24 protein-coding genes are annotated in these 21,749 nt (G+C 48.5%); 7 read left to right on the plus strand and 17 right to left on the minus strand.

Annotated features, from left to right (window positions below; all coding sequences use genetic code 11):
• Positions 1-226: 226 nt before the first annotated feature.
• The 6 genes from rpmH to ASC40_RS09090 all read left to right on the plus strand — a co-directional run bounded on the left by rpmH (position 227) and on the right by ASC40_RS09090 (position 5,223).
• Complete coding sequence (rpmH, locus tag ASC40_RS09070; RefSeq protein ID WP_055439485.1) at positions 227-361, plus strand: 50S ribosomal protein L34; 135 nt, start codon at positions 227-229, stop codon at positions 359-361.
• 83 nt (positions 362-444) lie between these two features.
• A complete protein-coding gene (gene rnpA / locus ASC40_RS09075) occupies positions 445-756 on the plus strand; it encodes a ribonuclease P protein component (RefSeq protein ID WP_425415074.1) in 312 nt (103 codons plus the stop codon).
• Positions 693-983 (plus strand): membrane protein insertion efficiency factor YidD, encoded by a 291-nt coding sequence (yidD, locus tag ASC40_RS11795; protein ID WP_072243426.1) that lies wholly within the window; start codon positions 693-695, stop codon positions 981-983. Before rnpA ends, yidD begins: the two co-directional genes overlap by 64 nt.
• A complete protein-coding gene (yidC, locus tag ASC40_RS09080) occupies positions 980-2,650 on the plus strand; it encodes a membrane protein insertase YidC (protein WP_072243427.1) in 1,671 nt (556 codons plus the stop codon). Before yidD ends, yidC begins: the two co-directional genes overlap by 4 nt.
• Before the next feature lie 20 nt (positions 2,651-2,670).
• Positions 2,671-4,044, plus strand: a complete 1,374-nt coding sequence (mnmE, locus tag ASC40_RS09085) for a tRNA uridine-5-carboxymethylaminomethyl(34) synthesis GTPase MnmE (protein ID WP_055439487.1) — start codon at positions 2,671-2,673, stop codon at positions 4,042-4,044.
• 30 nt (positions 4,045-4,074) lie between these two features.
• Positions 4,075-5,223, plus strand: coding sequence for a dicarboxylate/amino acid:cation symporter (locus ASC40_RS09090; RefSeq protein WP_055439488.1), 1,149 nt, complete (start codon positions 4,075-4,077; stop codon positions 5,221-5,223).
• Between the two features lie 120 nt (positions 5,224-5,343).
• Here ASC40_RS09090 and ASC40_RS09095 read toward each other — a convergent pair whose 3' ends face one another.
• The 17 genes from ASC40_RS09095 to ASC40_RS09175 form a co-directional block, all read right to left on the minus strand.
• Entirely contained in the window at positions 5,344-5,973 is a 630-nt protein-coding gene (locus tag ASC40_RS09095) for a YiaD family glycine zipper/OmpA-like lipoprotein (protein WP_055439489.1), read from the minus strand.
• A gap of 91 nt (positions 5,974-6,064) precedes the next feature.
• Positions 6,065-6,544: a DUF4199 domain-containing protein gene (locus tag ASC40_RS09100; RefSeq protein ID WP_055439490.1), complete on the minus strand. Its 480-nt coding sequence runs from the start codon at positions 6,542-6,544 to the stop codon at positions 6,065-6,067.
• 49 nt (positions 6,545-6,593) lie between these two features.
• Positions 6,594-7,292, minus strand: coding sequence for an RNA polymerase sigma factor FliA (locus tag ASC40_RS09105; RefSeq protein ID WP_055439491.1), 699 nt, complete (start codon positions 7,290-7,292; stop codon positions 6,594-6,596).
• A gap of 5 nt (positions 7,293-7,297) precedes the next feature.
• The gene (locus tag ASC40_RS09110) at positions 7,298-7,789 is read right to left on the minus strand and encodes a hypothetical protein (protein WP_055439492.1); all 492 of its coding nucleotides are present in this window, start codon (positions 7,787-7,789) and stop codon (positions 7,298-7,300) included.
• A 7-nt stretch (positions 7,790-7,796) separates the two neighbouring features.
• Entirely contained in the window at positions 7,797-9,893 is a 2,097-nt protein-coding gene (locus ASC40_RS09115) for a flagellar biosynthesis protein FlhF (protein ID WP_055439493.1), read from the minus strand.
• Positions 9,890-11,974 carry a flagellar biosynthesis protein FlhA gene (gene flhA / locus ASC40_RS09120; protein WP_055439494.1) on the minus strand — a complete coding sequence of 695 codons (2,085 nt, stop codon included), beginning with the start codon at positions 11,972-11,974 and terminating at the stop codon, positions 9,890-9,892. The genes ASC40_RS09115 and flhA overlap by 4 nt, the downstream gene beginning before the upstream one ends.
• On the minus strand, positions 11,971-13,113 hold the full coding sequence (gene flhB, locus ASC40_RS09125; protein ID WP_055439516.1) for a flagellar biosynthesis protein FlhB: 1,143 nt from the start codon (positions 13,111-13,113) through the stop codon (positions 11,971-11,973). Before flhB ends, flhA begins: the two co-directional genes overlap by 4 nt.
• A 61-nt stretch (positions 13,114-13,174) precedes the next feature.
• On the minus strand, positions 13,175-14,113 hold the full coding sequence (gene motB / locus ASC40_RS09130) for a flagellar motor protein MotB (protein ID WP_055439495.1): 939 nt from the start codon (positions 14,111-14,113) through the stop codon (positions 13,175-13,177).
• 2 nt (positions 14,114-14,115) lie between these two features.
• Entirely contained in the window at positions 14,116-14,979 is an 864-nt protein-coding gene (gene motA / locus ASC40_RS09135; protein ID WP_055439496.1) for a flagellar motor stator protein MotA, read from the minus strand.
• A 60-nt stretch (positions 14,980-15,039) separates the two neighbouring features.
• Positions 15,040-15,585, minus strand: coding sequence for a flagellar transcriptional regulator FlhC (gene flhC / locus ASC40_RS09140; RefSeq protein WP_055439497.1), 546 nt, complete (start codon positions 15,583-15,585; stop codon positions 15,040-15,042).
• A gap of 29 nt (positions 15,586-15,614) precedes the next feature.
• Positions 15,615-15,914: a flagellar transcriptional regulator FlhD gene (locus ASC40_RS09145; RefSeq protein WP_055439498.1), complete on the minus strand. Its 300-nt coding sequence runs from the start codon at positions 15,912-15,914 to the stop codon at positions 15,615-15,617.
• 160 nt (positions 15,915-16,074) lie between these two features.
• Positions 16,075-16,344 (minus strand): EscU/YscU/HrcU family type III secretion system export apparatus switch protein, encoded by a 270-nt coding sequence (locus ASC40_RS09150; protein WP_055439499.1) that lies wholly within the window; start codon positions 16,342-16,344, stop codon positions 16,075-16,077.
• Positions 16,341-17,129 (minus strand): flagellar hook-length control protein FliK, encoded by a 789-nt coding sequence (gene fliK / locus ASC40_RS09155; protein ID WP_141656136.1) that lies wholly within the window; start codon positions 17,127-17,129, stop codon positions 16,341-16,343. The genes ASC40_RS09150 and fliK overlap by 4 nt, the downstream gene beginning before the upstream one ends.
• A 59-nt stretch (positions 17,130-17,188) precedes the next feature.
• Positions 17,189-17,548, minus strand: coding sequence for a flagellar protein FliT (locus ASC40_RS09160; protein ID WP_055439501.1), 360 nt, complete (start codon positions 17,546-17,548; stop codon positions 17,189-17,191).
• A 5-nt stretch (positions 17,549-17,553) separates the two neighbouring features.
• A complete protein-coding gene (gene fliS / locus ASC40_RS09165) occupies positions 17,554-17,958 on the minus strand; it encodes a flagellar export chaperone FliS (protein WP_055439502.1) in 405 nt (134 codons plus the stop codon).
• Positions 17,959-17,968: 10 nt separating this feature from the next.
• Complete coding sequence (gene fliD, locus ASC40_RS09170; protein WP_055439503.1) at positions 17,969-19,333, minus strand: flagellar filament capping protein FliD; 1,365 nt, start codon at positions 19,331-19,333, stop codon at positions 17,969-17,971.
• A gap of 165 nt (positions 19,334-19,498) precedes the next feature.
• On the minus strand, positions 19,499-21,214 hold the full coding sequence (locus ASC40_RS09175) for an HD domain-containing phosphohydrolase (RefSeq protein ID WP_055439504.1): 1,716 nt from the start codon (positions 21,212-21,214) through the stop codon (positions 19,499-19,501).
• Positions 21,215-21,444: 230 nt separating this feature from the next.
• Here ASC40_RS09175 and ASC40_RS09180 point away from each other — a divergent pair.
• A partial coding sequence (locus ASC40_RS09180) for a flagellin N-terminal helical domain-containing protein (RefSeq protein WP_483826415.1) occupies positions 21,445-21,749 on the plus strand: 305 nt, incomplete at its 3' end.

Here is a 21,749-nt window from a genome sequence, read left to right on the forward strand (position 1 = left end):
GATCCTTTATAATTTGTACCTGCAGGACTGATTTGATTGTACTAAAAGAGGTCTAGGATCGCTAGCATTTCAGGTAAATTTACCCAACACGCTAAGCCCTTTTATCCACAATAATAACTATTCTTATTCGCTGTTTGTGGATAGCTTTTTCCGTTGACTTTGATCCTTTTAACCGTTAGAATTCGCGCTCTAAATTTTTAGGTAACCCGAATACGGAAGTAACGTCATGAAAAGAACATTTCAACCAAGCGTATTGAAGCGCAAGCGCACTCACGGTTTCCGTGCTCGTATGGCAACGAAAAACGGTCGTCAAGTGTTGGCTCGCCGTCGTGCCAAAGGCCGTAAAGTTCTGTCTGCATAATATTGAAGCAGAACCTCTCTTACGGGCGGGAGTTACGTCTTTTAACTCCCGCGCACTTTCAAAAAGTCTTCGATAATCCCCCGGTGAAAGCTGTCACAGCTGAACTCACCATGCTCGCTACCCCAAATAATCTCGACCACCCTCGTATTGGCGTCACGCTCTCAAAAAAGCGAGCCAAGCGCGCAGTTGATCGAAATCGCATAAAACGCAAGATTCGCGAGAGTTTTCGGTTAAAACAGCATAAAATACCGGCATTCGATATTATCGTGATTGGCAAAAGCGGTGTTGTTGACCTTTCGCAAGAAGAGCTACAGCAACGTTTGGATTACTTATGGCGAACATTAAGCAAGCGTTGCGCGCAATACCTATCGGCTTCATCCGCCTCTACCAGCTGATTATTAGTCCGCTGTTAGGGCCACGGTGCAGATTTACGCCAACCTGTTCACAATACGCCATCGAAGCAATCCAAAAGCATGGTATGATGCGAGGCTTCTGGTTAGCCAGTAAGCGTATTCTAAAATGCCACCCGGGGCATCCCGGCGGCTTCGACCCGGTTCCAGGCACTGAGCCATGTGAAGCGGAAACAAAGAATCAAAGTAAAACAGAGACGAAGGACTTATGAATTCGCCACGTTCTATCTTGTTTATAGCTTTTTTGGTCGTTAGCTTTTTCCTCTACCAAAATTGGCTCATTGATACCGCACCAGCGGGCACACAAAAACCTGCACAATCGCAAACATCAACTAACGACACAGGTGTTCCTAGCGCGAGCTCAATAACAACAACCACTGATAGCGCTGTACCCGAAGCGTCAGATGCTGGTATGCCAACTACTGCAGCAGCAAGCACTAGCCAGCGAGTTCGTGTTAAAACTGACGTGTTAGACGTGGTTATTGACACCCACGGCGGTGATGTCGTCAACGCGCAGTTACTGCAGTTCGCACAAACCCAAGATAGCCCAGAGCGTTTTGAGTTACTTCACGCAGATCCAAACAAACTCTACATTGCCCAATCTGGCCTAGTAGGTGCACATGGTACCGACTCAGCCCAAGGCCGCCCAATGTTCCACGTAGAACAAAGCAGCTATGAGTTAAAAGGCGACACTTTAGAAGTACCTTTGCACTTTACTCAAGAAGACGGCAGCAAAATCACAAAAACCTTTGTTTTCAATAAAGGCTCTTACGCTGTAGATGTGGTTTATACCATTGAAAACGCCGCCACAACGCACAAACAAGTGCAACTTTACGCGCAGCTTAAGCAAGTCATGACTGAAGGCTCAGGCAACATGATGATGCCTACCTACAAAGGTGGCGCCTACTCATGGGACGAAGATCGTTATGAAAAGTATGCCTTTGACGACATGCGCGACCAACGCTTGAACCGTACAACCGAAAAAGGTTGGGTTGCAATGCTTGAGCATTACTTTGTGGCAGCCTGGATTCCGCGCGGCGAAGGTACCAAGCAGTTGTTTTCTCGGGTTATTGGCGGTGATCAGGCCATTATTGGCATGATGTACCCAACCGCTACCGTTGCCCCTGGTGCCACAGCTGAATTGCGTTCAACACTGTTTGTTGGCCCGAAAGACCAAGACGCCATGGCCTTGGTAGCAGAAGATCTTAACCTAACCGTTGATTACGGCTTTTTATGGTGGTTGGCGCAACCCATCTTCAAATTACTTCAGTTAGTGCAAAGCGTACTCATTAACTGGGGCCTTTCGATAATCGCCGTTACCATTATTATCAAGACATTGTTGTACCCACTGACTAAAAAGCAGTATGTGTCTATGGCGAAAATGCGCATGATTCAGCCGAAGATGACTGCGTTGCGTGAGCGTTACGGTGACGACCGTCAGAAAATGTCGCAAGCCATGATGAAAATGTACAAAGAAGAGAAAGTAAACCCACTTGGTGGCTGTTTACCGATGCTTCTGCAGTTACCTATTTTCTTAGCGCTGTACTGGGTACTCCTTGAAAGTGTTGAATTGCGTCACGCACCATTGTTTCTCTGGATCAATGACTTGTCAGCAAAAGACCCATACTACATCTTGCCAATTCTTATGGGTGTGTCGATGTTTGTGATGCAGAAACTGCAGCCAACACCAGCAACCGACCCAATGCAGCAGAAGTTACTGCAGTATATGCCGGTTATCTTTACCGTGTTCTTCCTGTGGTTCCCTGCAGGTTTGGTACTTTATTGGTTGAGCAGTAACTTGATCACCATTGGACAAATGCAGTGGATTTATCGTGGCCTTGAGAAAAAAGGCATGATGGAACGCCGCAAAAAGAAATAACGACCCTAGGTTACTAACCAATGGACTTAGAGCTAACAAACGACACCATAGTTGCACAAGCCACCCCTCCGGGGCGTGGCGGTGTCGGTATCGTTCGGGTTAGCGGGCCTGCGGCAAAAACTGTCGCTGAGCGCATGTTGGGCTACTGCCCTGCGCCGCGCAAAGCCGAATACTTACCATTTAAAGACCTACAAGGCGCAGTGCTCGACGAGGGCATTGCGCTTTTCTTTCAGGGCCCAAACTCTTTCACTGGCGAAGATGTTCTTGAGCTACAAGGCCACGGCGGCCCAGTGCTTATTGATATGATCATTAAGGCAATTCTGGACTTTCCAGATGTGCGCCCCGCACGACCTGGCGAATTTAGCGAACGTGCTTTTTTAAACGACAAGCTAGACTTAACCCAAGCTGAAGCCATTGCTGATTTAATTGACACCACCTCAGAGCAGGCAGCCAAAGCAGCACTTCAAAGCCTACAGGGCGGGTTCTCGCACGAAATAGACCAACTGGTGGACCAAGTCATACACTTACGTATGTACGTTGAGGCCGCGATTGATTTTCCGGACGAAGAGATTGATTTTCTCAGCGACGGTAAAGTTTCCGGCGACTTAGAAGCCATTATTGATCGTCTTCAGCAAGTGATGGTGCAAGCCAAACAAGGCACCTTGTTGCGCGAAGGTATGAAAGTAGTGATTGCTGGACGCCCTAACGCAGGCAAATCATCTTTACTGAATGCATTAGCTGGGCGCGAATCAGCAATTGTTACCGCCATAGCTGGTACCACACGCGATGTGCTTCGTGAACACATTCAAATTGATGGTATGCCACTGCATATTATTGATACTGCCGGCCTACGTGAAAGCCCTGACGAAGTTGAGCGTATTGGCATTGCGCGCGCTTGGGACGAAATTCGCGGCGCTGACCGCGTATTGTTTATGGTTGATGCCACCGAAACCGATGCCGTTCACCCAGCAGATATTTGGCCAGAATTCTTCGAGCAGCTACCAGATGACCTGCCATTTACCGTTATTCGTAACAAGGTTGACCTCAACGCTGAGCCGGTAGCTATTGAAGACATTGGCGGCATTCCCGTGCTACACCTAAGCGCCAAAACCGGGCATGGCATTGAACTATTGCGTGAACATTTGAAGCACAGTGTTGGTTATACCGCGACCAGCGAAGGCAGTTTTATGGCCCGTCGTCGTCATCTTGATGCTTTGGAGCGCGCGCGCGAGCATTTGAGTATTGGCCAAGAGCAACTTGAAATGAACCTGGCCGGCGAGTTACTCGCCGAAGAACTGCGCATTACCCAACAACACCTCAATGAAATTACTGGCGAGTTCACCTCTGACGACTTACTGGGCAGAATTTTTAGTAGTTTTTGTATCGGCAAATAACCTCACCATAACAACAACGAGAGAACATCCATGGGTTTAATTATCAAACTAGTACTGGGCATTGTTGCCGGTACGCTTATTGGCTTGTATCTACCTGACTGGGTTACCCAGCTACTGATTACCTTTAAGGCTATTTTCGGCCAATTGCTGTTTTTCACCATTCCACTATTAATTTTATTCTTCATAACCAGTGGTATTGCTGGCCTACCGCAGAACTCTGGCAAACTGCTGTCGCGTACACTCGGTATTGCTTACCTTTCGACCATTGTCGCCGGTATTTTGGCCTACTTTGTAGCAAGCTTCATTGTGCCTATGCTTACCGCTGCTACAAAAACCACCGCAAGCGCTCAAGAGAGCACTTTACAGCCCTTCTTGACCATTGACATGCCGCCAGTATTTGGCGTGATGACAGCGCTAGTTTTGGCGTTTATTTTCGGCCTTGGTATTGCTAGTACTCGCGCTGAACAACTTAAGCAATTAAGTGATCAGGGTCGCGACATTATCGAGCTACTGTTGGGCAAGGTTATTATTCCGTTGCTGCCGTTTTATATTGCGGGTGTTTTTGCGCAAATGGCCGCAGCAGGTACCGTTTTTAGCACCTTACAAACCTTCGGTATCATTCTGCTATTAGCTGTTGCGCTACATTGGGTGTATATCATTAGTATGTTTACTATTGCCGGCTTAAAAGCTGGCGTTAGCCCAGTGAAATTGATAAAAAATATGCTACCCGCCTACTTCACTGCATTGGGTACCATGTCTAGCGCAGCGACTATTCCTGTAACGCTACGCAGTGTTAAAGAAAACGATGTGAACGATGACGTGGCAAACTTTGCCGTGCCGTTATGCGCCACTGTTCACTTGGCGGGCTCAACCATTACAATTGTCAGCTGCACCATTGCCGTAATGTTCTTGCATAGCTCACTGGCTATCCCTTCGTTTTTTACTATATTGCCGTTTATTTTAATGCTCGGTGTGGTGATGTTGGCGGCACCAGGCGTGCCAGGTGGCGCGGTTATGTCTGCGGTTGGTCTATTAGGGTCCATGCTGGGTTTCGGTGAAACTGCAATTGCCCTCATGATTGCGCTGTACATGGCTCAAGACAGCTTTGGTACTGCTTGTAACGTAACTGGCGACGGCGCTATTGCGTTACTGGTAAACGAAGCCTCAAAAGCTAAATAGCTGCAGCTTAAGCATATAGGAGCAGCAGCTACTAAAAAGCCGCCGATTCGTTAAAAATCGGCGGCTTTTTTTTAAGTAAAATATTGGGGCTCGCTACTGACCCCTTACTACTAAGCCTTTTTACTCTGCTTGGTTTGGCACAATACGCAATTCAACACGGCGATTTTCTTGACGCCCACCAGCTGTACTATTATCAGCGATAGGTTGAGTTTCGCCATAACCGACAGTGGTTACGCGGCGTTGATCAACACCCTCACCAACTAAGTAGTTACGAACTGACAAGGCACGGCGCTCAGAAAGCTGCATGTTGTAGTTCGCGTCTCCGACACTGTCGGTATGGCCTTCCACCAACATAGTCGTCTTTTCATAGCGATTTAACACTCGGCCCACATCTGAAAGTACCGGATAAAAGCCTTGTGCAATACTTGAGCTGTCGGTTGCAAATGTCACGTTGCTTGGTAGCTGCAAGCGAATATTATCGCCTTCGCGAATAACCTCTACGCCGCTACCGGCCAATGAATCACGGAACTCTTGTTCCTGTTTATCCATATAACTACCAATAGCGCCGCCGGCAATGGCGCCAGCTACTGCACCCCAAACATAACGACTCTTGTCATGGTCGCCGGTACCTTTACCGATAACGGCGCCAGCGATAGCGCCAATAGTCGCGCCTTTTTGCGCGTTGGTCATATTGGCACAACCGGTTGCAACTAACGATGAAACAGCAACTGCTAAGACTAATTTTTTCATACCAGTAAATTCCTTGTCCTGCCTAATAGTCCTCTAACCTTAGCACAGTAAAGAAAACTTGCGCCCCTGTTTGCACCAATTTAACGCTTGCCTATTTGCGTGTGCGCAGAAATAAAGCCACTACTGCAGCGGTAATCACGCCCATCACTACGGCGCCGATAACTGACTGAATCATATAGCTTTGTAAATTAAAATAATTAAGCGCTTGTGCTTCTGTCATATTACCACTACGCACTGCGTAATCAGCCATATTGCTGAAGAAATGAGGGCTTATAAAGCTGTGTGCTAGCCATTGCGTAAGTGGGCTTAAAATAGCTACCACAATGGTAATTCCAACGCCACACATGAAGCCTTGCTTCCAAGTCATCTGCCCTTGCAATTCACGGGCTCGTTTTTGCCGCAGCGCCAACACATAAATAGCTATGGCAACAATTGCAAATAAATTCGTCCACAACATATGCTGGTGAATTAGTGAATCGTGTAAACCAACCAGTCGTTCTATTAATAGCCACACCAACATGGCCACACTAAAAATAACACCCCAGCGAATCTCTAATTTATAGTTATTCATCACGCACCTTCTAGTTTTGTCACAAACGTCGGTTAAACGTTGATTGCGGTTAAGCGGCAACTCGTGCGCGAATACGCTTGATGGCTTGGCTATGCAGCTGCGACACCCGCGACTCGGTTACATCGAGTACGGCACCGATCTCTTTGAGGTTAAGCTCTTCTTGATAATAGAGCGTCATGACTAATTTTTCACGCTCAGGAAGGGAATCAATGGCTTGTACCAGTAATGATTTAAGTTCCGCAGCGCCTATTTGCGCCTCTGGTTCTGCTTCTTCATCGCCATTTGTTTCGGCATTAGGCGTGTCGGTAACCACTTCGTCGTACGACAACACTAAGCCGTTATTCGTGTCTAACAATAATTGGTAATATTCGTTGAGCTCCATACCCAATTCGGTAGCAATTTCACGCTCTTCAGGCACACGCCCAAGTTGCTGCTCTAGTCGCCGAATGGTCTGCTCAAGCTCGCGTCCACTGCGGCGAACGCTGCGCGGAAGCCAGTCGCGACTACGCAACTCATCAATCATGGCACCGCGAATGCGTTGATGGGCATAGGTCGAAAATGCAACGCCCGAGTCGGGGTCAAACCGATCAACACAACTCAATAAACCTTCAACGCCAGCTTGAATCAAATCATCCACATCTACGCCGGCCGGCAATTTCACCTTTAAGTTAAAAGCCTGCCGCCGAACCAGTGGGTAATACTGTTCGATAATGCTGTTTTTGTTGAACTTACCTTCAGCTGTGTACATAGTTTTCAGCCCGAAAATACCAAAACTTCAATGTTAAAATAATGCCGTGCTACGTATTGAACATTAGCCAATAAACCTTGCCGCGCCATGGGCGGGTGTAAAGCAATAATGCGCTTTGGCCCTCCAACCGATTGAATGGTTTTCAACGCACGGTACACTCGCATAAAACTATCCAAATCATCGTCAACCCAGACCGCCCAGCGCGAGTAAGTACCCACCAACTTAGGCAAATCTGGATACTCTTGGCTTACCGGAATAACACGCCAACGCTCGGCATCTCCTACCCATTTCTTACCATGTTCTGCCCAGCGATGAAATACATTTGCTGCTTTCGCTGCTTGCTCTTGGTCTAATTTTGGCAAGCCTAACACCACCACTTGCTCAACATTTTTTTGTGGCGTTTCTGCGGACGCTGGTTGCGAAATGATCTCATTGGCCGGCTCGCCTTCATTGCGCTTCGCCGCCCATTGTCGCAAACTCGCTGCCTGATCGCTCATGCTTAACTTATGCCTCTACTTCTCGGCCTGCAGCCACTAACGACTCATAGGCTTGAATAACGTGTAAAATTGCTGGTACTAGCTTATCACCCTGAACCCGCCCACGCTTTCCGCTTAAACTTAGTAGTTCCCCACGCAAACCCGCAAATTGCGGCGCGCTGTGGTACTCCACATGCATCGCAACTGCGGCGAGTGCGCCAGCTAGCGCTAACTGCGTTGGTGTTGCAAGCTTTTGCTTATCAATCGCGCGCCATGCAAAACGCGTTAATCGCGCATATTCTTCTAACTGCATCATGCTTCGCACCCGCTCGACAACTTGTTCCGCGGTGCAGTGCCCATCCATCATCCAATACCGACGCTGTATCGGGTTTTTGCTTGGCCCGCCATGCAGCTCGCCATACACCACTTGGTACAACTGCTGACTTTGGTCAGACTCAGCTGCGGCCACCGTAAGCTCAAGCCGACGCCGCTCACCGCGGTACACAATTGTGTGTTTGCTTAACGGAATACCGTGCTTTTTAACCAGCTCGCTCACCACAAGGGTGTGCCCTTGGCTTTGTACTTTGTGGTTCACATTCAAGGTCGCTAACCAACCGGTTTGGTGCTCGGAAAAAATATCCAACAACGCCGTTTCCGGTAGGTAATCAAATAACTGAACCGGAGCCAATGCCATGTCTGGTAACACCGGGGCTTCGCTATCGTGCATTACCGGTGGCAATAGCGGCAAGCCATGTTTATTCAGCCCTAAATGCGGGGTTAAATGGTTCCAGCCCTGCAAAGGCTGTGGCGCCGCCCAACGAATCATATTCAATTCGTCTGGAAACGCCGTGTTTTGCCAGCTTTCAGGTAGCTCTTTTTGTTTAAGCGCCTGCACCAGCTCGCTAAAATGCGGAATTTGGTTTCGCAGCGCCTGCATGCTCGACTGAATTAAATGACCATGCGTGAATACGTGTGAAGGCTCAAGCTTCTCCGTTGACTGCTCCCATTCGCTCGCGGCAAGCATAGAGTCGCTTACTTCGGCAGCTAAAGAGTCCGCCACCAACTGTTCAATATCAGGCACCTGAATATCTTCGGGTACGCGCTGCCCAGACGACACCGCCTGTACCGTCAGCTTATGACGAATGACTGTGTCCAACACCCCACCCAAACGCGCAGTTTCGTCTAGCTTGGTAAGAATAGCATCACTAATTGTTAACTCACTTTCTGCAGCAATGCGCTGATAAATACGCGCCACTTCATCTAAAGTTTCTTGCTGTGCCGCAGCATTGAGCAACAACACGATTCGTGTTGTATGAGCATGTTGTTCGCTATTTAGCGCCGCAATTTTTTGTGCTAGACGCTGGTCGCGTTGGCTCATACCGACGGTATCCACCAAGACTAGTCGCTTTCCTTGCATTTTTTGCGCTAACGCATCTAGCGTATCGCCATCGGCAAGCGCATGCATTTCTACGTCAAGCAACTCAGCATAAATGGCGAGCTGTTGCTGGGCACCAATTCGGTAGCTGTCTGTGGTTACTAACAACAAGCTGTCGTTACCATGCTGCATGACATAATTCGCCGCTAATTTCGCGGTGGTGGTGGTTTTACCTACCCCGGTTGGGCCTACTAGCGCCATCACGCCTTGGTGTTGCAAAAGCTCCCAATCATTGGCTTGCATATTCGACTGATGGGACACCCGAGCCACGAGTTGTTGCTGCAACCATTTTAACGCTTCAGGGAAGGTTTTATTTGAATGATTAAGCTGCGAAGGCAACATCGCCACCAACTGGCGACTTAACTGGTCGCTATAACCGCCAGCACGAAGCTGTCGATACAAGCGTTTACGGTTGTCGTCTGGTACTTTTTCGCCCTGCTGTTGGTGCAGCATAGCGCGCATGTCTTGTACGTCACTTAATAGTTGTTGTGCTAGCCCTGAAAAATCAGGGGTGCTCGGCGCGTCTTCGCTCTCATGCAATAAAGCAAGTTCGCCCTCACCAATTGCAAAAATCTCTGCGCCTTGCGCTGTTTTTCGCGACGACACAATAACGGCATCATCGCCCAGTGCATCACGGACTTTACGCATCGCATCTTTATGGCTGGCTGCTCGAAAGCGCCTTATGGTCATTGTGACCCTCCAATAACACTCACAACTTTAATGGTTCTATCATCCGGAATTTCTGCTTGTGATAATACCACTAAATCACGTAACTGACGTCGCAAGAAGTGTGACAACAGTGGACGTAATTGATGTGGCACCACTAATACCGGCGGCAGCCCCATGGTTTCCGCATGGTGCAACGCCTTTTGCGTTTGCTCGCTTAACGTCATGGCTAAGCCTGGCTCTAGTGAGCTATTCTGTTGCATGGCCTGCGACAACATGTTTTCTAGCGATGCATCAAGACCTATAACCTGTAGCTCGCGCTCACCACCGAACCACTTCTGGGTAATATTTCGCCCTAGCGCCAAACGTACACGCGCTGTTAATTCATGCGCGTCGGCTTGTTGCCCTTCAAACTCAGCTAGAGTATCAAAAATGGTACGTAGATCGCGAATTGACACGTCTTCTTCAAGTAGATTCTGCAACACTCGCTGCAAGGTGGTCACGGTAACACACTTCGGCACCACATCTTCAACTAAGGCTTTGTTTTCCTCAGAAAGTTTGTCAACAAGTTGCTGTACTTCTTGGCGCCCTAACAAATCTGACGCATAACGTTGCAATAAATGATTCAGGTGCGTTGCAACCACAGTACTGGCATCTACCACCGTGTATCCGTAAATTTGTGCATGCTCGCGCTGATCTTGATTTATCCATTTTGCCGGAAGTCCGAACGCTGGATCTGTGGTATCAATACCCTCTACATCCCCCGTTACTTGACCAGGGTTAATCGCCATCCAACGGTCTGGGTAAATTTCTGCACGACCAATTTCGCCGCCCTTTAAGGTAATTGTATAGGTATTGGGTTTGAGCTCTAAGTTGTCGCGAATGTGCACGACTGGCGGCAAGAAGCCGACTTCTTGCGCGAATTTTTTGCGTACACTTTTAATACGGCCGAGCAATTCACCTTGCTGGTTATCATCCACTAAAGCAATCAACCGATGGCCCACTTCCATACCCAAGGTATCAACCAGTTGTACATCATTCCAGCTCGCCTCTGGGGCACTAAACGACGGCGCCGGTGCAGCTTGCTCAGACTGCGCAGCGGCAACTTTTTGCGCGGTTTGCTGCTTGTGCAAATACCACGCAAAGCCACCTAACATGGCGGTAAATAGCAAGAAGATAAAGTTTGGCATGCCCGGTACTAAACCAAGCAAACCGATAACCCCAGCGGCTAGCATCAGCACTTTCGGGCTAACGAATAACTGTTTAATGAGTTGCTGACCAACATCTTGCTCGGTGTTCACGCGCGACACGGTCACACCAGCCGCGGTTGAAATGATTAACGCTGGAATCTGTGCTACCAGACCGTCACCAATAGTTAACAACACGTAGGTTTCTGCAGCGGCGCCAGCGCTCATGTTATGCTGCATAACACCAATCATTAAGCCGCCAATAATATTGACCACCATAATAATCATGCCGGCAACGGCATCACCGCGAACAAATTTGCTCGCACCGTCCATAGAGCCATAAAACTCCGCTTCTTGGGCTACTTCTTGACGGCGACGACGTGCCTCTTCTTCACCAATAAGACCGGCATTCAAGTCCGCGTCAATTGCCATTTGTTTACCTGGCATCGCATCAAGTGTGAAGCGCGCGCCAACTTCAGCTATACGCCCTGCACCTTTGGTAATAACCATGAAGTTAATCACTACCAAAATCAGAAACACCACCAAACCAACGGCAAAATTACCGCCCACCAAGAATTGGCCAAAAGCTTCGATGACTTTACCCGCTGCGTCGCCGCCGTTGTGGCCTTCCATGAGCACAACCCGCGTTGATGCTACGTTAAGTGACAAGCGTAGTAAGGTTGAAAACAGCAATACCGCCGGAAAGGCCGCAAACTCTAATGGTTTTTCAGTAAACATACTGACTAGCAACACCATTAACGACAGCGCGATATTAAATGTGAATAGAAAATCGAGAATAAACGGCGGTAATGGCAATACCATCATTGCCAAAATCATTAAAATAAGTACGGGACCAACAAGCACCTGCAAGCGTGCCGAGCTCATGCTCCCTGCTAGCGCGTTCATGCTTAATTTCATGATGCCGGTACCTCGTAATCGTCAGGAACTGTAATATTTGTTGGGGTGGGCGGCGTTATTGCGGCGCCATCACGTGAGCGTTTTAACTGAAATGCCCACGCTAAAACTTCGGCCACGGCAGTATACAACGGCGCCGGAATTTCATGGCCCAAATCAACGTGCGTATGCAGTGCCCGGGCTAGCGGTGGAGCTTCTAAGCGTGGCACTTTGTGTTCATCACCTAGCTCACGTATGCGCTGTGCTACCAGGTCGGTGCCCTTGGCAACAACCCGCGGAGCGCCCATATTACTATCATCGTATTTTAATGCCACCGCATAATGCGTTGGGTTGGTTACAATCACGTCCGCTTGTGGCACTTCGCTCATCATGCGGCGGCGCGCCATGGCTTGTTGTTGTTGGCGAATTTTGCCTTTTACATGAGGGTCACCCTCGGTTTCTTTATTCTCGCGTTTTACTTCTTCTTTCGACATCCGCAGTTTCTTTGTGTGCGTAAATAACTGAAACGGTACGTCAAACGCCACCACCACCAGCAGTGTCAAAATCATCAAAAAGCACGCAAGTGCAGCCATACTCATGGCTTCACCTAACGCCTGCTTTACCTCAAGACTCATTAACCGTAAGAAATTTGCTTTTTGATCCCACAAAAACAACATCAATACGCTACCAACCAACACCGACTTGGCAATTGCTTTACCAAGTTCAGCCAGCGCCTGTGTTGAAAACACGCGCTTTAGGCCCTTTATCGGGTTCAACTTACTTAGTTTGGGGGCCATAGCTTTAGCAGAAACCACCCAGCCACCCAACAGTGCGGGGGCGACCAATGCCAGTAACATCATCACCGCAAATAAAGGCAGTAACGACAACAACGCTGACTGGCCAAGCTCAAGTACGTTCTGCAGCATGGGGCCTGGTTCTGATACCTGCAAGCGTTCAAATAAAAACGCCTGCTCCATAACCAGTCCCAAGTTTTGATACATGGCACTACCTAATGCCCAAAGCATTAAAACGCCGCCAAACAAGATCACAAAAGTGGTCAGCTCGCGTGATCGCGCGACCTGACCTTCTTCCCGCGACTTTTGTAGCCTTCGGGCGGAGGGTTCTTCTGTTTTTTCTTGATCTTGAGATTGTTCTTCTGCCATGTCACCAATTATGGCGTATGGCAAACAATAGCGAAGGGTCGAAAAAGGGGTTTAGAACCCCTTATTTCTGTTTTGTTTGGTCGGTTGCGCGAGTGGCTTCTTGAAACTGTTCAGTCAGCAGCCCAACGTCGGGCTCCAAACTTGCTTCCAGTTCTTGCTCGTCTTGTGGGAAAAAGCCTTGCCGTTTAATAAACTCAGCCGACTCAAACGTGTGTACCACAATGGTAATGCGTCGGTTTCGAGGGTCATCAGGCTCAGTGCCGTCTAGTGGAATTCTATCGGCCGCGCCCATCACTAGCAGCAAACGCTCTGGGTCAAAACCACCGGCCATTAATGCTTTACGTGATTCGTTCGCACGGTCAGCAGAAAGCTCCCAGTTACTATAGCCACGCTCGCCACCAGCGTAAGGTAAGCTGTCGGTATGGCCGCTTATAGTAACTTCATTGGGAATTTCGTTAAGCAACGGCGCTAACGTCCGTAATAAGCGCTCCATATATGGCGCAATACGGTCGCTACCAATTTCAAACATGGGCTTGGTTTCGGTATCAAGCATCATAATGCGCAAGCCTTCGCGCGTCACATCAAAACGAAGCTGTGCTTTCAACGCCTTGAGCACTGGGTCGGCGTCTATAGCCGCCTCAACGCGGCGGCGAATCTCATTAAAATGACGACGCACATCAGCAGGCCGTGACTCCCGGCGTAAATCAATACGAGCTTGCTCGCCGTCCATATGGGTTGGGTCTGCACCACCGCCTTGAATAACATTTGCGGCATTACTTGAACGCTCGCCTCCCGCCATAGAAACTAAAAGCGGCGTGCGGAAATACTCAGAAATACTTTGCCGATCTTTTTCACTCGACATCGACAATATCCACATCACCAAGAACAACGCCATTAACGCTGTCATAAAATCAGCCAAAGCGATTTTCCAACTACCGCCGTGGTGCTTTTTGACTATCTTTTTGCGTCTGATGATTATCGGGCGATGTTCTTCAGCCATGGTTACTGCTCCGCTTTGGCACCACGAACATGGTCTTCTAATTCAGTAAAGGTTGGACGCTCGGAAGTGTGCAATGCTTTACGACCAAATTCGACCGCCAATTGCGGCGCATAGCCGTGCATGCTGGCCAACAAAGTGACGCGAATAACTTGTAAGGTTTTTACCAGCTCTGCTACTTGACGCTCAACACGACTCGCTAGCGGGTTGATAAAACCATAACCTAATAAAATACCCAAGAAAGTACCCACCAAAGCATGGGCTATCATGGTTCCCATAACGTCCGGCGGCACGTCAGCCGTACTCAGTGCGCGTACCACACCCAATACCGCAGCTACGATACCGAACGCTGGCATGGCATCACCCACTTTATGCAAGGCGTCACCTGGAATTTCAGCTTCGGCTTCAAAGGTTTCAATTTCGTGCAACATAAGCTCGTCGAGCTCTTGGGGGTTCATATTGCCGCTGATCATTAAGCGCAAGTAATCGGCAATGAAATTCAGCATCATGGTGTCTTCAAGTACTTCCGGATGCTCTTGAAAAATCGCGCTTTCTTCAGGGCTCTCAATATCGCGTTCAACGGCCAACATACCGTCGCGGCGCATTTTGTTAAGCAGTTTGTAAATGACAGCTAGAAGTTCAAGGTAGGTTTCATTGTTGTAGGTGGTGGAACGCTTAAAGCGTTTAACCGACTGCAGGGTGGCTTTGATCGCTTTGCCGTTATTTGCGGCTATAAACGAACCAACACCAGCACCGCCAATAATCAATAACTCAAGCGGCTGAAATATCGGCCCTAATGCACCGCCGGCAAGCACGAAGCCCCCAAAAACGGAGAATATAACTACCACAAAACCGATTGCTATTAACACGGCCGCTTCCTTTTCTTTAAAAACACATCTACGAAGTATATCGGCGCTGAGGGTTAAGACTTAAATTTCTTTTCGAGATTTTGAAGATTTTTGTTTGAGCGGCTTACCCGCTCGAGAAGGCGGTTGGCACACGCCACACATGTAATCTTGGTCTGGCGTATGGGCGTGATTGACGAAATTTAATCCGCAGCAGTTGCACTTAGACAACTGGAACATGTCGCTTTCAAAAAAACGAACCAACGTCCAGGCTCGCGTAAGTGCCAGCACTTCTTCTTCGCCGCTTAATTGAATATGCTCTTGGTACAGCTTGTACGCTTTAATAAAAGCCTGCATACGTTCAAGTTTCTGGCCTTCACGCAAGCGAGCATAAATGTTGTAGAAAAACGATGAGTGCACGTTAGGCTGCCAAGTCATAAACCAATCGGTTGAAAACGGCAGCATACCTTTGGGCGGCGACTTACCTGCAACTTCTTTATACAACCGAACTAATCGGCCACGATTCAAACTCACTTCTGACTCGAGAACTTGCAAACGCGCACCAAGCTCAATCAGCTCAATAGCAAGCTGCACTTGGTTCAGTTCTTCAAGAAGTTTCTTCGCGGTCATTTACGGTTCTTCTTATTGGTACTTAAGTATTAAGCCGACGCCATATGCATAGCTAAATGAGTTGCCTGCATTCCGGTATCACGTTTATTAGTTAAAATTGCTTTTAACTGACTTACCGAACCTAAATTTGGCTGCAATAAGCTTTGCGGCTGCCGCGCTAGCATCGTTAATTCTTTCGATGACATATCGGCGATGAGATCAGCAAGGTCGTCATCGATTTTTAACCGAAAAATTGCGGTATCACGATCTTCGACGATTAATTTCTGAACCAACATCAGGTAACTCAAGTTTAATTCTTGAAGTTCAGAAATAGTTTTACTGTGACTCATGGGGGCATTTCTCCAACACTGCTGATTGTTTTTCGTTCTTAACGTGATCTTTAGCAAATCTTAACATTGTTGGTCAATAAAAATGATCAATCTTTACAGTCTACATTTCATACAGAATTGTTTATTCTTCGTTAACTAATGTATCCTTGAAAACAATAAATCAATGACTTGAGTCAACACCCTTCGCCCAAATCAACAATTCTGCAACAACAAGCCAAAGCGTTTGCGGTACATAGTCATCGAGATCAATTTGCGACAAAAGATCGACCAATTCCGACGAATCGTGCACAAACACATTATGCTCGTTTGCAAGCGCAATGATCTTATCCGCGATCAAACCTTCGCCTTTTGCCACAACTTTTGGTGCGGGTTCAAATTCCTGATACCGCAACGCGACCGCTTTTTGTGTTTTTGGCTTTTCATCACTCATTGCGGCAACCTCGATACTGGAATCTCGTCAATTTCCACTCCCGCACCCAAGCGCAATCTTGCTGATAACCTTGACGTTGCTTCTTTTAATGATGCAACCAACGGCTCTGCGCATTGTAACTGCATGGTAAGTCGCTTTTGTGACAACCGCATTTGCGCACGAATTTCGCCCACATTCGGTAAAGTTAGTTTCAATTCACTACTCCAAGCCGGCGGCTCAGGCTCTTCGCCCTGCTTGCGCCGTTGTTCGTCGCGCCAGCGTTGTACTAATGGGTTCACGTCGGGTTGCACAAGCCACTGTAAATGAGCGTTCGGCCACAACTCTGTATCAACACGAATCATACCCGAATTTAATAGCTCAAGTTGCTGGCCTAAAATCTGCTGAATTTGCGGTGAGTTAGCCCGAAATTGCCCGAGGTTGTGTGGCTGCTGGCGTACCTGCGCGAATGGGACTTTCTCGGCTGCCCAACGCGCCAATAACGCCTCGTAGAATAATCCCGAGTCTTTCACAATTGTCTGCAATCGGCCCATTAAGGTTAATGCGTCAAGCTGCGTTGTTGCAGGAAATATTGGCGTGTTAAGCTTTATATGTCCGCCCATTTGCTGGGCACCGGGCTGATTACCTAACTGAGAACCTTGTGAAAACTGCGCTGATAACTGCTGCTGAAATGACTGAATTAACTGCACCAAACGCGCAATTTGTTGCCCAGCTTGGCTAAATTCGGTGGTACTTGCTGTAGCTTGTATGGGTGCCACGGGTAGGGTGTGGCGAGGAAGAAGGTCCACCGTTGAACGTTGCTTAGCAACCTGGTGGACCAGAGTATCCAATAGTGGCGTTATGCTGCTCAATTGCGATAGCTGTGCTCAAGCTTTTGCTTTTTCTGCATGCTGAGCAACGTTTGCTCCAACATGGTGCGACGCGCGACTAAGCGCTCCCGAATTTCACGGTCCTGATCCATGATGGTGCTCAAAAGTTGTAACTTGCTAAGCTGTTGATCCTCAGACAGCTCAACTCCGGCTTCGGCGTGGCTCAACCGCTCAACCTCACGAACGTACTCAACTTCCGTTTCGATTAAGGCTTCCCAGTCTTCGTTGCGCACACTGGCGAGCATTTTGTTCGAATGCTCCAGTAGCGTCTGATACGACATAATGACCTCCGTCGGCGACATTAAATAGTCACTTTTTAATTGCGGTTGCGCGGCCACGAGCCTTACGCTCCTTCAACCTGTGGTTGAATTTCTTTCCAAGCAGAGCCTATTTGCTCTAACAACTCTGCCGCTTCGTCTAATTTTGCAACGTCGTTTTTTAAGTTGGCTTGCAATAACAGCTCCGCAACGTAGCTATACAACTGCTCGAGTCGTTCGGCTAACTCGCCGCCTTTTTCTTTATCTAACGCCGCAGCTAAACCCATATTCACAATGTCCAGCGCTTTAGCAATTGACTGCGCTTTGGCTGGCACGTTTTTCTGCTCCATATGTAACTTGGCAGCTTTAATGGCTTTTAAAGCACCGTCAAATAACATATTGATCAACTTGTGCGGACTGGCTGAAAGCACGTGGCTTTCTACGTCAACTCGTCCATACGCTGCTGCGCCTCGCATACCGTACATTGTCATATTCTCCTAATTACTTCTTCTGCCCCAGCTGCGCACTTAAGGCGTCAAACTGTTGGGTCAAATAACTGCTCGTTGAGTTCATATTGGCAATCATGCTGTCTAAGCGTGCAAATTGCGTTCTGTAGCGCTCAACCGTACGGGCAATACTCACTTCTTCACGCGCGTAACGTTCTTCTAAGCGCGTAATGGCACTCTTCATGCCCTCGGTACCGGTGGTAATTGGGCCGTTTTCGTCCAACAACTGTTCCACGGTTTTGTTTGCTAACGACGAGAAGCCTTCAATGCCGTTATCTTCGTCGCCCGCAAAGAATTGCTGTAATTTACCCAGCTGTTCTGAAGTGATGGTTTGCAGCTTCTCTTTGTCAATTTCTAACGTGCCGTTTAACTGGCGGGTAATACCCAGCTCAGACAAGGTATTTAAGTCACCACCTTGCACCGCCTCAGAGAAGATGCCCCGTAAGCGGGTTTCAACCGTGCGTAAACCACTGTCACCCAACAGCCGGCCAGCGGTTTGGGTTTCTGGGTTGTACTTGCTTAAATCTTTAATGGTGTTTTGCAAATTGTTGTATGCACTGACGAAGGTCTCCACCGATTTCATAATGGCTTCTTCGTCGCGCGTGACGTTGACTGTTGCTGTCGCACCTTCTTCTTCAAGGTTTAAGGTTAAACCCTGAATGGCATCGGCAACTTGGTTACCCTGGCTGCTTACATTAATGCCGTTTACCGTAATCGATGCGTTCTGCGCGGTTTGTACCGAGCCTGCATCTGTCGCTAATTCAGTACCAAAACCTGAGAACGCTAGCGTATCAACCGCCGCGTCAGTACCGGTTTTCGAAGACGTTAATGCCAAGCGATACGGGTTGGTTGGGTCACCGTCGTTCACAATCGACGCTGTCACGTCGCCTTGCTGTGCGTTAATCGCGTCGCGAATGTCTTCAAGCGAGCTCGAACCTGCATCAATATCAATCGTGTGGCTGGTGCCGTCGCCAAGCGTAAAGCTAACCGAACCTGCGCCTAGGTCGCGTGCTTTGTCGTCAATGCCTACGGTGGCACTGCTGTAGGCTTTCGCTAACGCATTCACAGTTACCGAATAACTACCCGGCACTGCGGTTGACGATGCCGCTGCAGTAATGCCTTCACCGGCTACCGCGCTCGACACCGCTTGAAATGTTTCGGGTTTACCTAACGACGATAACGAGGTTTGCAACGCTGATAACGAGCCCTCAAGTTTCCCGTAAGCTGAAATACGAGCCTGATACGATGCCCGTTGTTCAACCAACGGCTGCAGTCGCTGACGCTCAGCCGATTCAAGCTGAGTCAGTAAGCCGTTCAGGTCTAGGCCCGAACCGATACCTAATGCTGCAATGGATGCCATGGTGCTAACCCCTATTTCTATATCAGTCAGTTTGCATGAATAAATTCAATTCAAAACCGATAAAAAGCGACGCAAAACACGCCTATTCTCTTTTATCGGCCAATATTTATTCAACTTTAGTGTTTTTAATTTAACTATTTTTGATACGCCGGTTGGCGCGAAAGATCAACTTTCCGGCACCAATACATCGCGAATGCGACCAAACTCTGCCAAAGCTGCACCTTCAATAGGTGGACCAAGTTTGTCATCCGGCGCAAGTTTGTGAGGAGAAATGCGAATACGGTTTACGCGTTTCTTCGCGTCTAAACCAACAACCCAACCGAATTGGCCTTTTTCAAAGCGAAGTAACGACCCAATCGGTAACGGGCCAAAATGTGCGATATAACGTTTCACCCAGGCCTCATCAAATTGATCAGTACGGGTCTGCATTGACTTCGCCGCCGCAACCGGGCTCATGGCTGGTCGATCGGGTCGGTTGCGCTGAATCGCATCAATCGCGTCTACTACCGCAGCAGCGCGTGCTAACTGCCCTAGCTGCTTATCCTTCAAGCCATTGGGGTAGCCTGAACCATCAAGCCGTTCATTTATTTGTGCAATCACGTTGTCGCGTACCACGGGGGCTAGCCACTTCACGTTTTCCAGCTTCTCTAGAATAGCTTCAACGTGGCTTTGCATTTCTTCGTAAACGTCAGTACTTAAGGTGGTGGCCCGCCAAATTTCCGGAGGTAACGTACCTTTACCTAAGTCATGCACCATAGCCGCTGCCACTACCGCCTTACGCAAATCACGCGGCATTTTTGCGGCGTTAAGCAAATCGGCTAAACGCACCGCAACCGCTAGGCCATGCTTTACCCAACGCGACTCGCGATGAATACAGTGCACCGAGAATAAAGTTTCTTGGCGGTCGTCTTCTAACATGTCTAGAATACGGTCAGCATGCAGTGAAAGTTGCGACGAGTTCACCTGTTGGCCCTGTTTCATCACCACCATTTGGCTATCAAGATAACCAGCAATACGCGCCATTTTTCTCGCCATGGGCGTGGCATACGTGTGGCCATGGCGGCGACTGAGCTTTTTATCGTTCTCATCGCGCACCCGGAATAACTCCGACTCACTGCGACTATCGCCATTGCCCGCACTGCGCGAGGCTTCGCGTTCTATTTCGCGCACATAGCCCCAAATTTCACGCTCTTGCGGCTTACTGACATCTTCAAATTCAAACCCAACCGCAAGCACCTGGCGATCATTGTCGGTTTTTAAATGCCGAACCTTAGCCTTCACTTCAAACGAGGTGCCGTTGGGAAAATACAATTCAATTTCGGTGGCAATATCTGGCAATACGCGTGACACGCCATCTTGCATAAAAAATTCAGCTAAACAGCCGGTTGCTGACAAATCTTTTAAGTCGCCCTGCAGTTCTACTAGCTCTTCTTTGTCATTGTCTTTACTGCGAACATGCACACCCACGTTCATGCCTATACGCAAACTGGCGCGGAAACTAGCGCGACGTTGCTTCACATGAATTTCCGTGGGCCAATCGGCATACGCCAACAAACGGCTTTCTACGGTGGTGAACTCGCGAATAGACATGGGGTTGGTGCGCACTAAGCCACCGGGGGTAAAACCAGAAAGAATAAACTTACCACCGCGGCGCAGCGGTGGGGCCACATCACGAATCGCGGTAAGGTCAAACAGCAGGTAATCTTCTTCTAGCTGCTCAACCAGCACCACCGGATGGTCTTTTTCACCAGCGCCCACTAGCGTCAATACAGCCACGCCCGGCTGACTTAATGCGTCATAATATGTCGCAAGTTCAACCACGCTATTAATTGGCGTAAATTCGTTTTCAGCGGCTTGGGCTGCTTGACCGGCCTCGCTCACGCGATGCTCCTTTCCTTAGTTATGTTCTGGTTCCATTTATCGGCACTTCGTTCGGTGCCTTTAACGTGCTGCCCTTAATATAGCAGCCATATGCCAATGTTTAAGCAAAAATTAGCCTGCTGTAAAAAAGAATTTCAAAAAAACATTAAAGCTTTCGGTAGGTTCACCCGATAACTGAATGTGACGGCCGGTAAACGCCAGCCTATTTTGGAAACAGAAGGAATAAGACTATGTCAGTTATCAATACAAACATCACTTCGATGATTGGTCAGCAAAACCTACAGAAGTCGCAATCAGCATTAGCAACTTCTATGGAGCGTTTGTCTTCAGGCCTGCGTATCAACAGCGCTAAAGACGACGCAGCCGGCCAAGCCATTGCAAACCGTATGTCTTCACAAATCACTGGTTTAAGCCAAGCACAGCGTAACGCCAACGACGGTATCTCTGTCGCGCAAACCGCTGAAGGTGCTTTGAACCAAGTGAACGACAACTTACAACGTATCCGTGAATTGAGCGTTCAAGCGCAAAACGGTAC

The sequence above is a fragment of the Pseudidiomarina woesei genome (assembly GCF_001418345.1).
In the GTDB taxonomy this organism is placed as follows: Bacteria; Pseudomonadota; Gammaproteobacteria; order Enterobacterales; family Alteromonadaceae; genus Pseudidiomarina; species Pseudidiomarina woesei.

Bases quoted from the DNA above. Each gene is read 5' to 3' on its own strand.
- mnmE (WP_055439487.1), top strand. From the start codon at position 2,671: ATGGACTTAGAGCTAACAAACGACACCATAGTTGCACAAGCCACCCCT.
- ASC40_RS09090 (WP_055439488.1), top strand. From the start codon at position 4,075: ATGGGTTTAATTATCAAACTAGTACTGGGCATTGTTGCCGGTACGCTT.
- ASC40_RS09145 (WP_055439498.1), bottom strand. From the start codon at position 15,914: ATGAGTCACAGTAAAACTATTTCTGAACTTCAAGAATTAAACTTGAGT.
- ASC40_RS09150 (WP_055439499.1), bottom strand. From the start codon at position 16,344: ATGAGTGATGAAAAGCCAAAAACACAAAAAGCGGTCGCGTTGCGGTAT.
- ASC40_RS09105 (WP_055439491.1), bottom strand. From the start codon at position 7,292: ATGTACACAGCTGAAGGTAAGTTCAACAAAAACAGCATTATCGAACAG.
- yidC (WP_072243427.1), top strand. From the start codon at position 980: ATGAATTCGCCACGTTCTATCTTGTTTATAGCTTTTTTGGTCGTTAGC.
- flhA (WP_055439494.1), bottom strand. From the start codon at position 11,974: ATGAAATTAAGCATGAACGCGCTAGCAGGGAGCATGAGCTCGGCACGC.
- fliD (WP_055439503.1), bottom strand. From the start codon at position 19,333: ATGGCATCCATTGCAGCATTAGGTATCGGTTCGGGCCTAGACCTGAAC.
- motB (WP_055439495.1), bottom strand. From the start codon at position 14,113: ATGGCTGAAGAACATCGCCCGATAATCATCAGACGCAAAAAGATAGTC.
- yidD (WP_072243426.1), top strand. From the start codon at position 693: ATGGCGAACATTAAGCAAGCGTTGCGCGCAATACCTATCGGCTTCATC.
- fliS (WP_055439502.1), bottom strand. From the start codon at position 17,958: ATGACAATGTACGGTATGCGAGGCGCAGCAGCGTATGGACGAGTTGAC.
- flhC (WP_055439497.1), bottom strand. From the start codon at position 15,585: ATGACCGCGAAGAAACTTCTTGAAGAACTGAACCAAGTGCAGCTTGCT.
- ASC40_RS09100 (WP_055439490.1), bottom strand. From the start codon at position 6,544: ATGAATAACTATAAATTAGAGATTCGCTGGGGTGTTATTTTTAGTGTG.
- ASC40_RS09110 (WP_055439492.1), bottom strand. From the start codon at position 7,789: ATGAGCGATCAGGCAGCGAGTTTGCGACAATGGGCGGCGAAGCGCAAT.
- ASC40_RS09095 (WP_055439489.1), bottom strand. From the start codon at position 5,973: ATGAAAAAATTAGTCTTAGCAGTTGCTGTTTCATCGTTAGTTGCAACC.
- rpmH (WP_055439485.1), top strand. From the start codon at position 227: ATGAAAAGAACATTTCAACCAAGCGTATTGAAGCGCAAGCGCACTCAC.
- ASC40_RS09115 (WP_055439493.1), bottom strand. From the start codon at position 9,893: ATGACCATAAGGCGCTTTCGAGCAGCCAGCCATAAAGATGCGATGCGT.
- flhB (WP_055439516.1), bottom strand. From the start codon at position 13,113: ATGGCAGAAGAACAATCTCAAGATCAAGAAAAAACAGAAGAACCCTCC.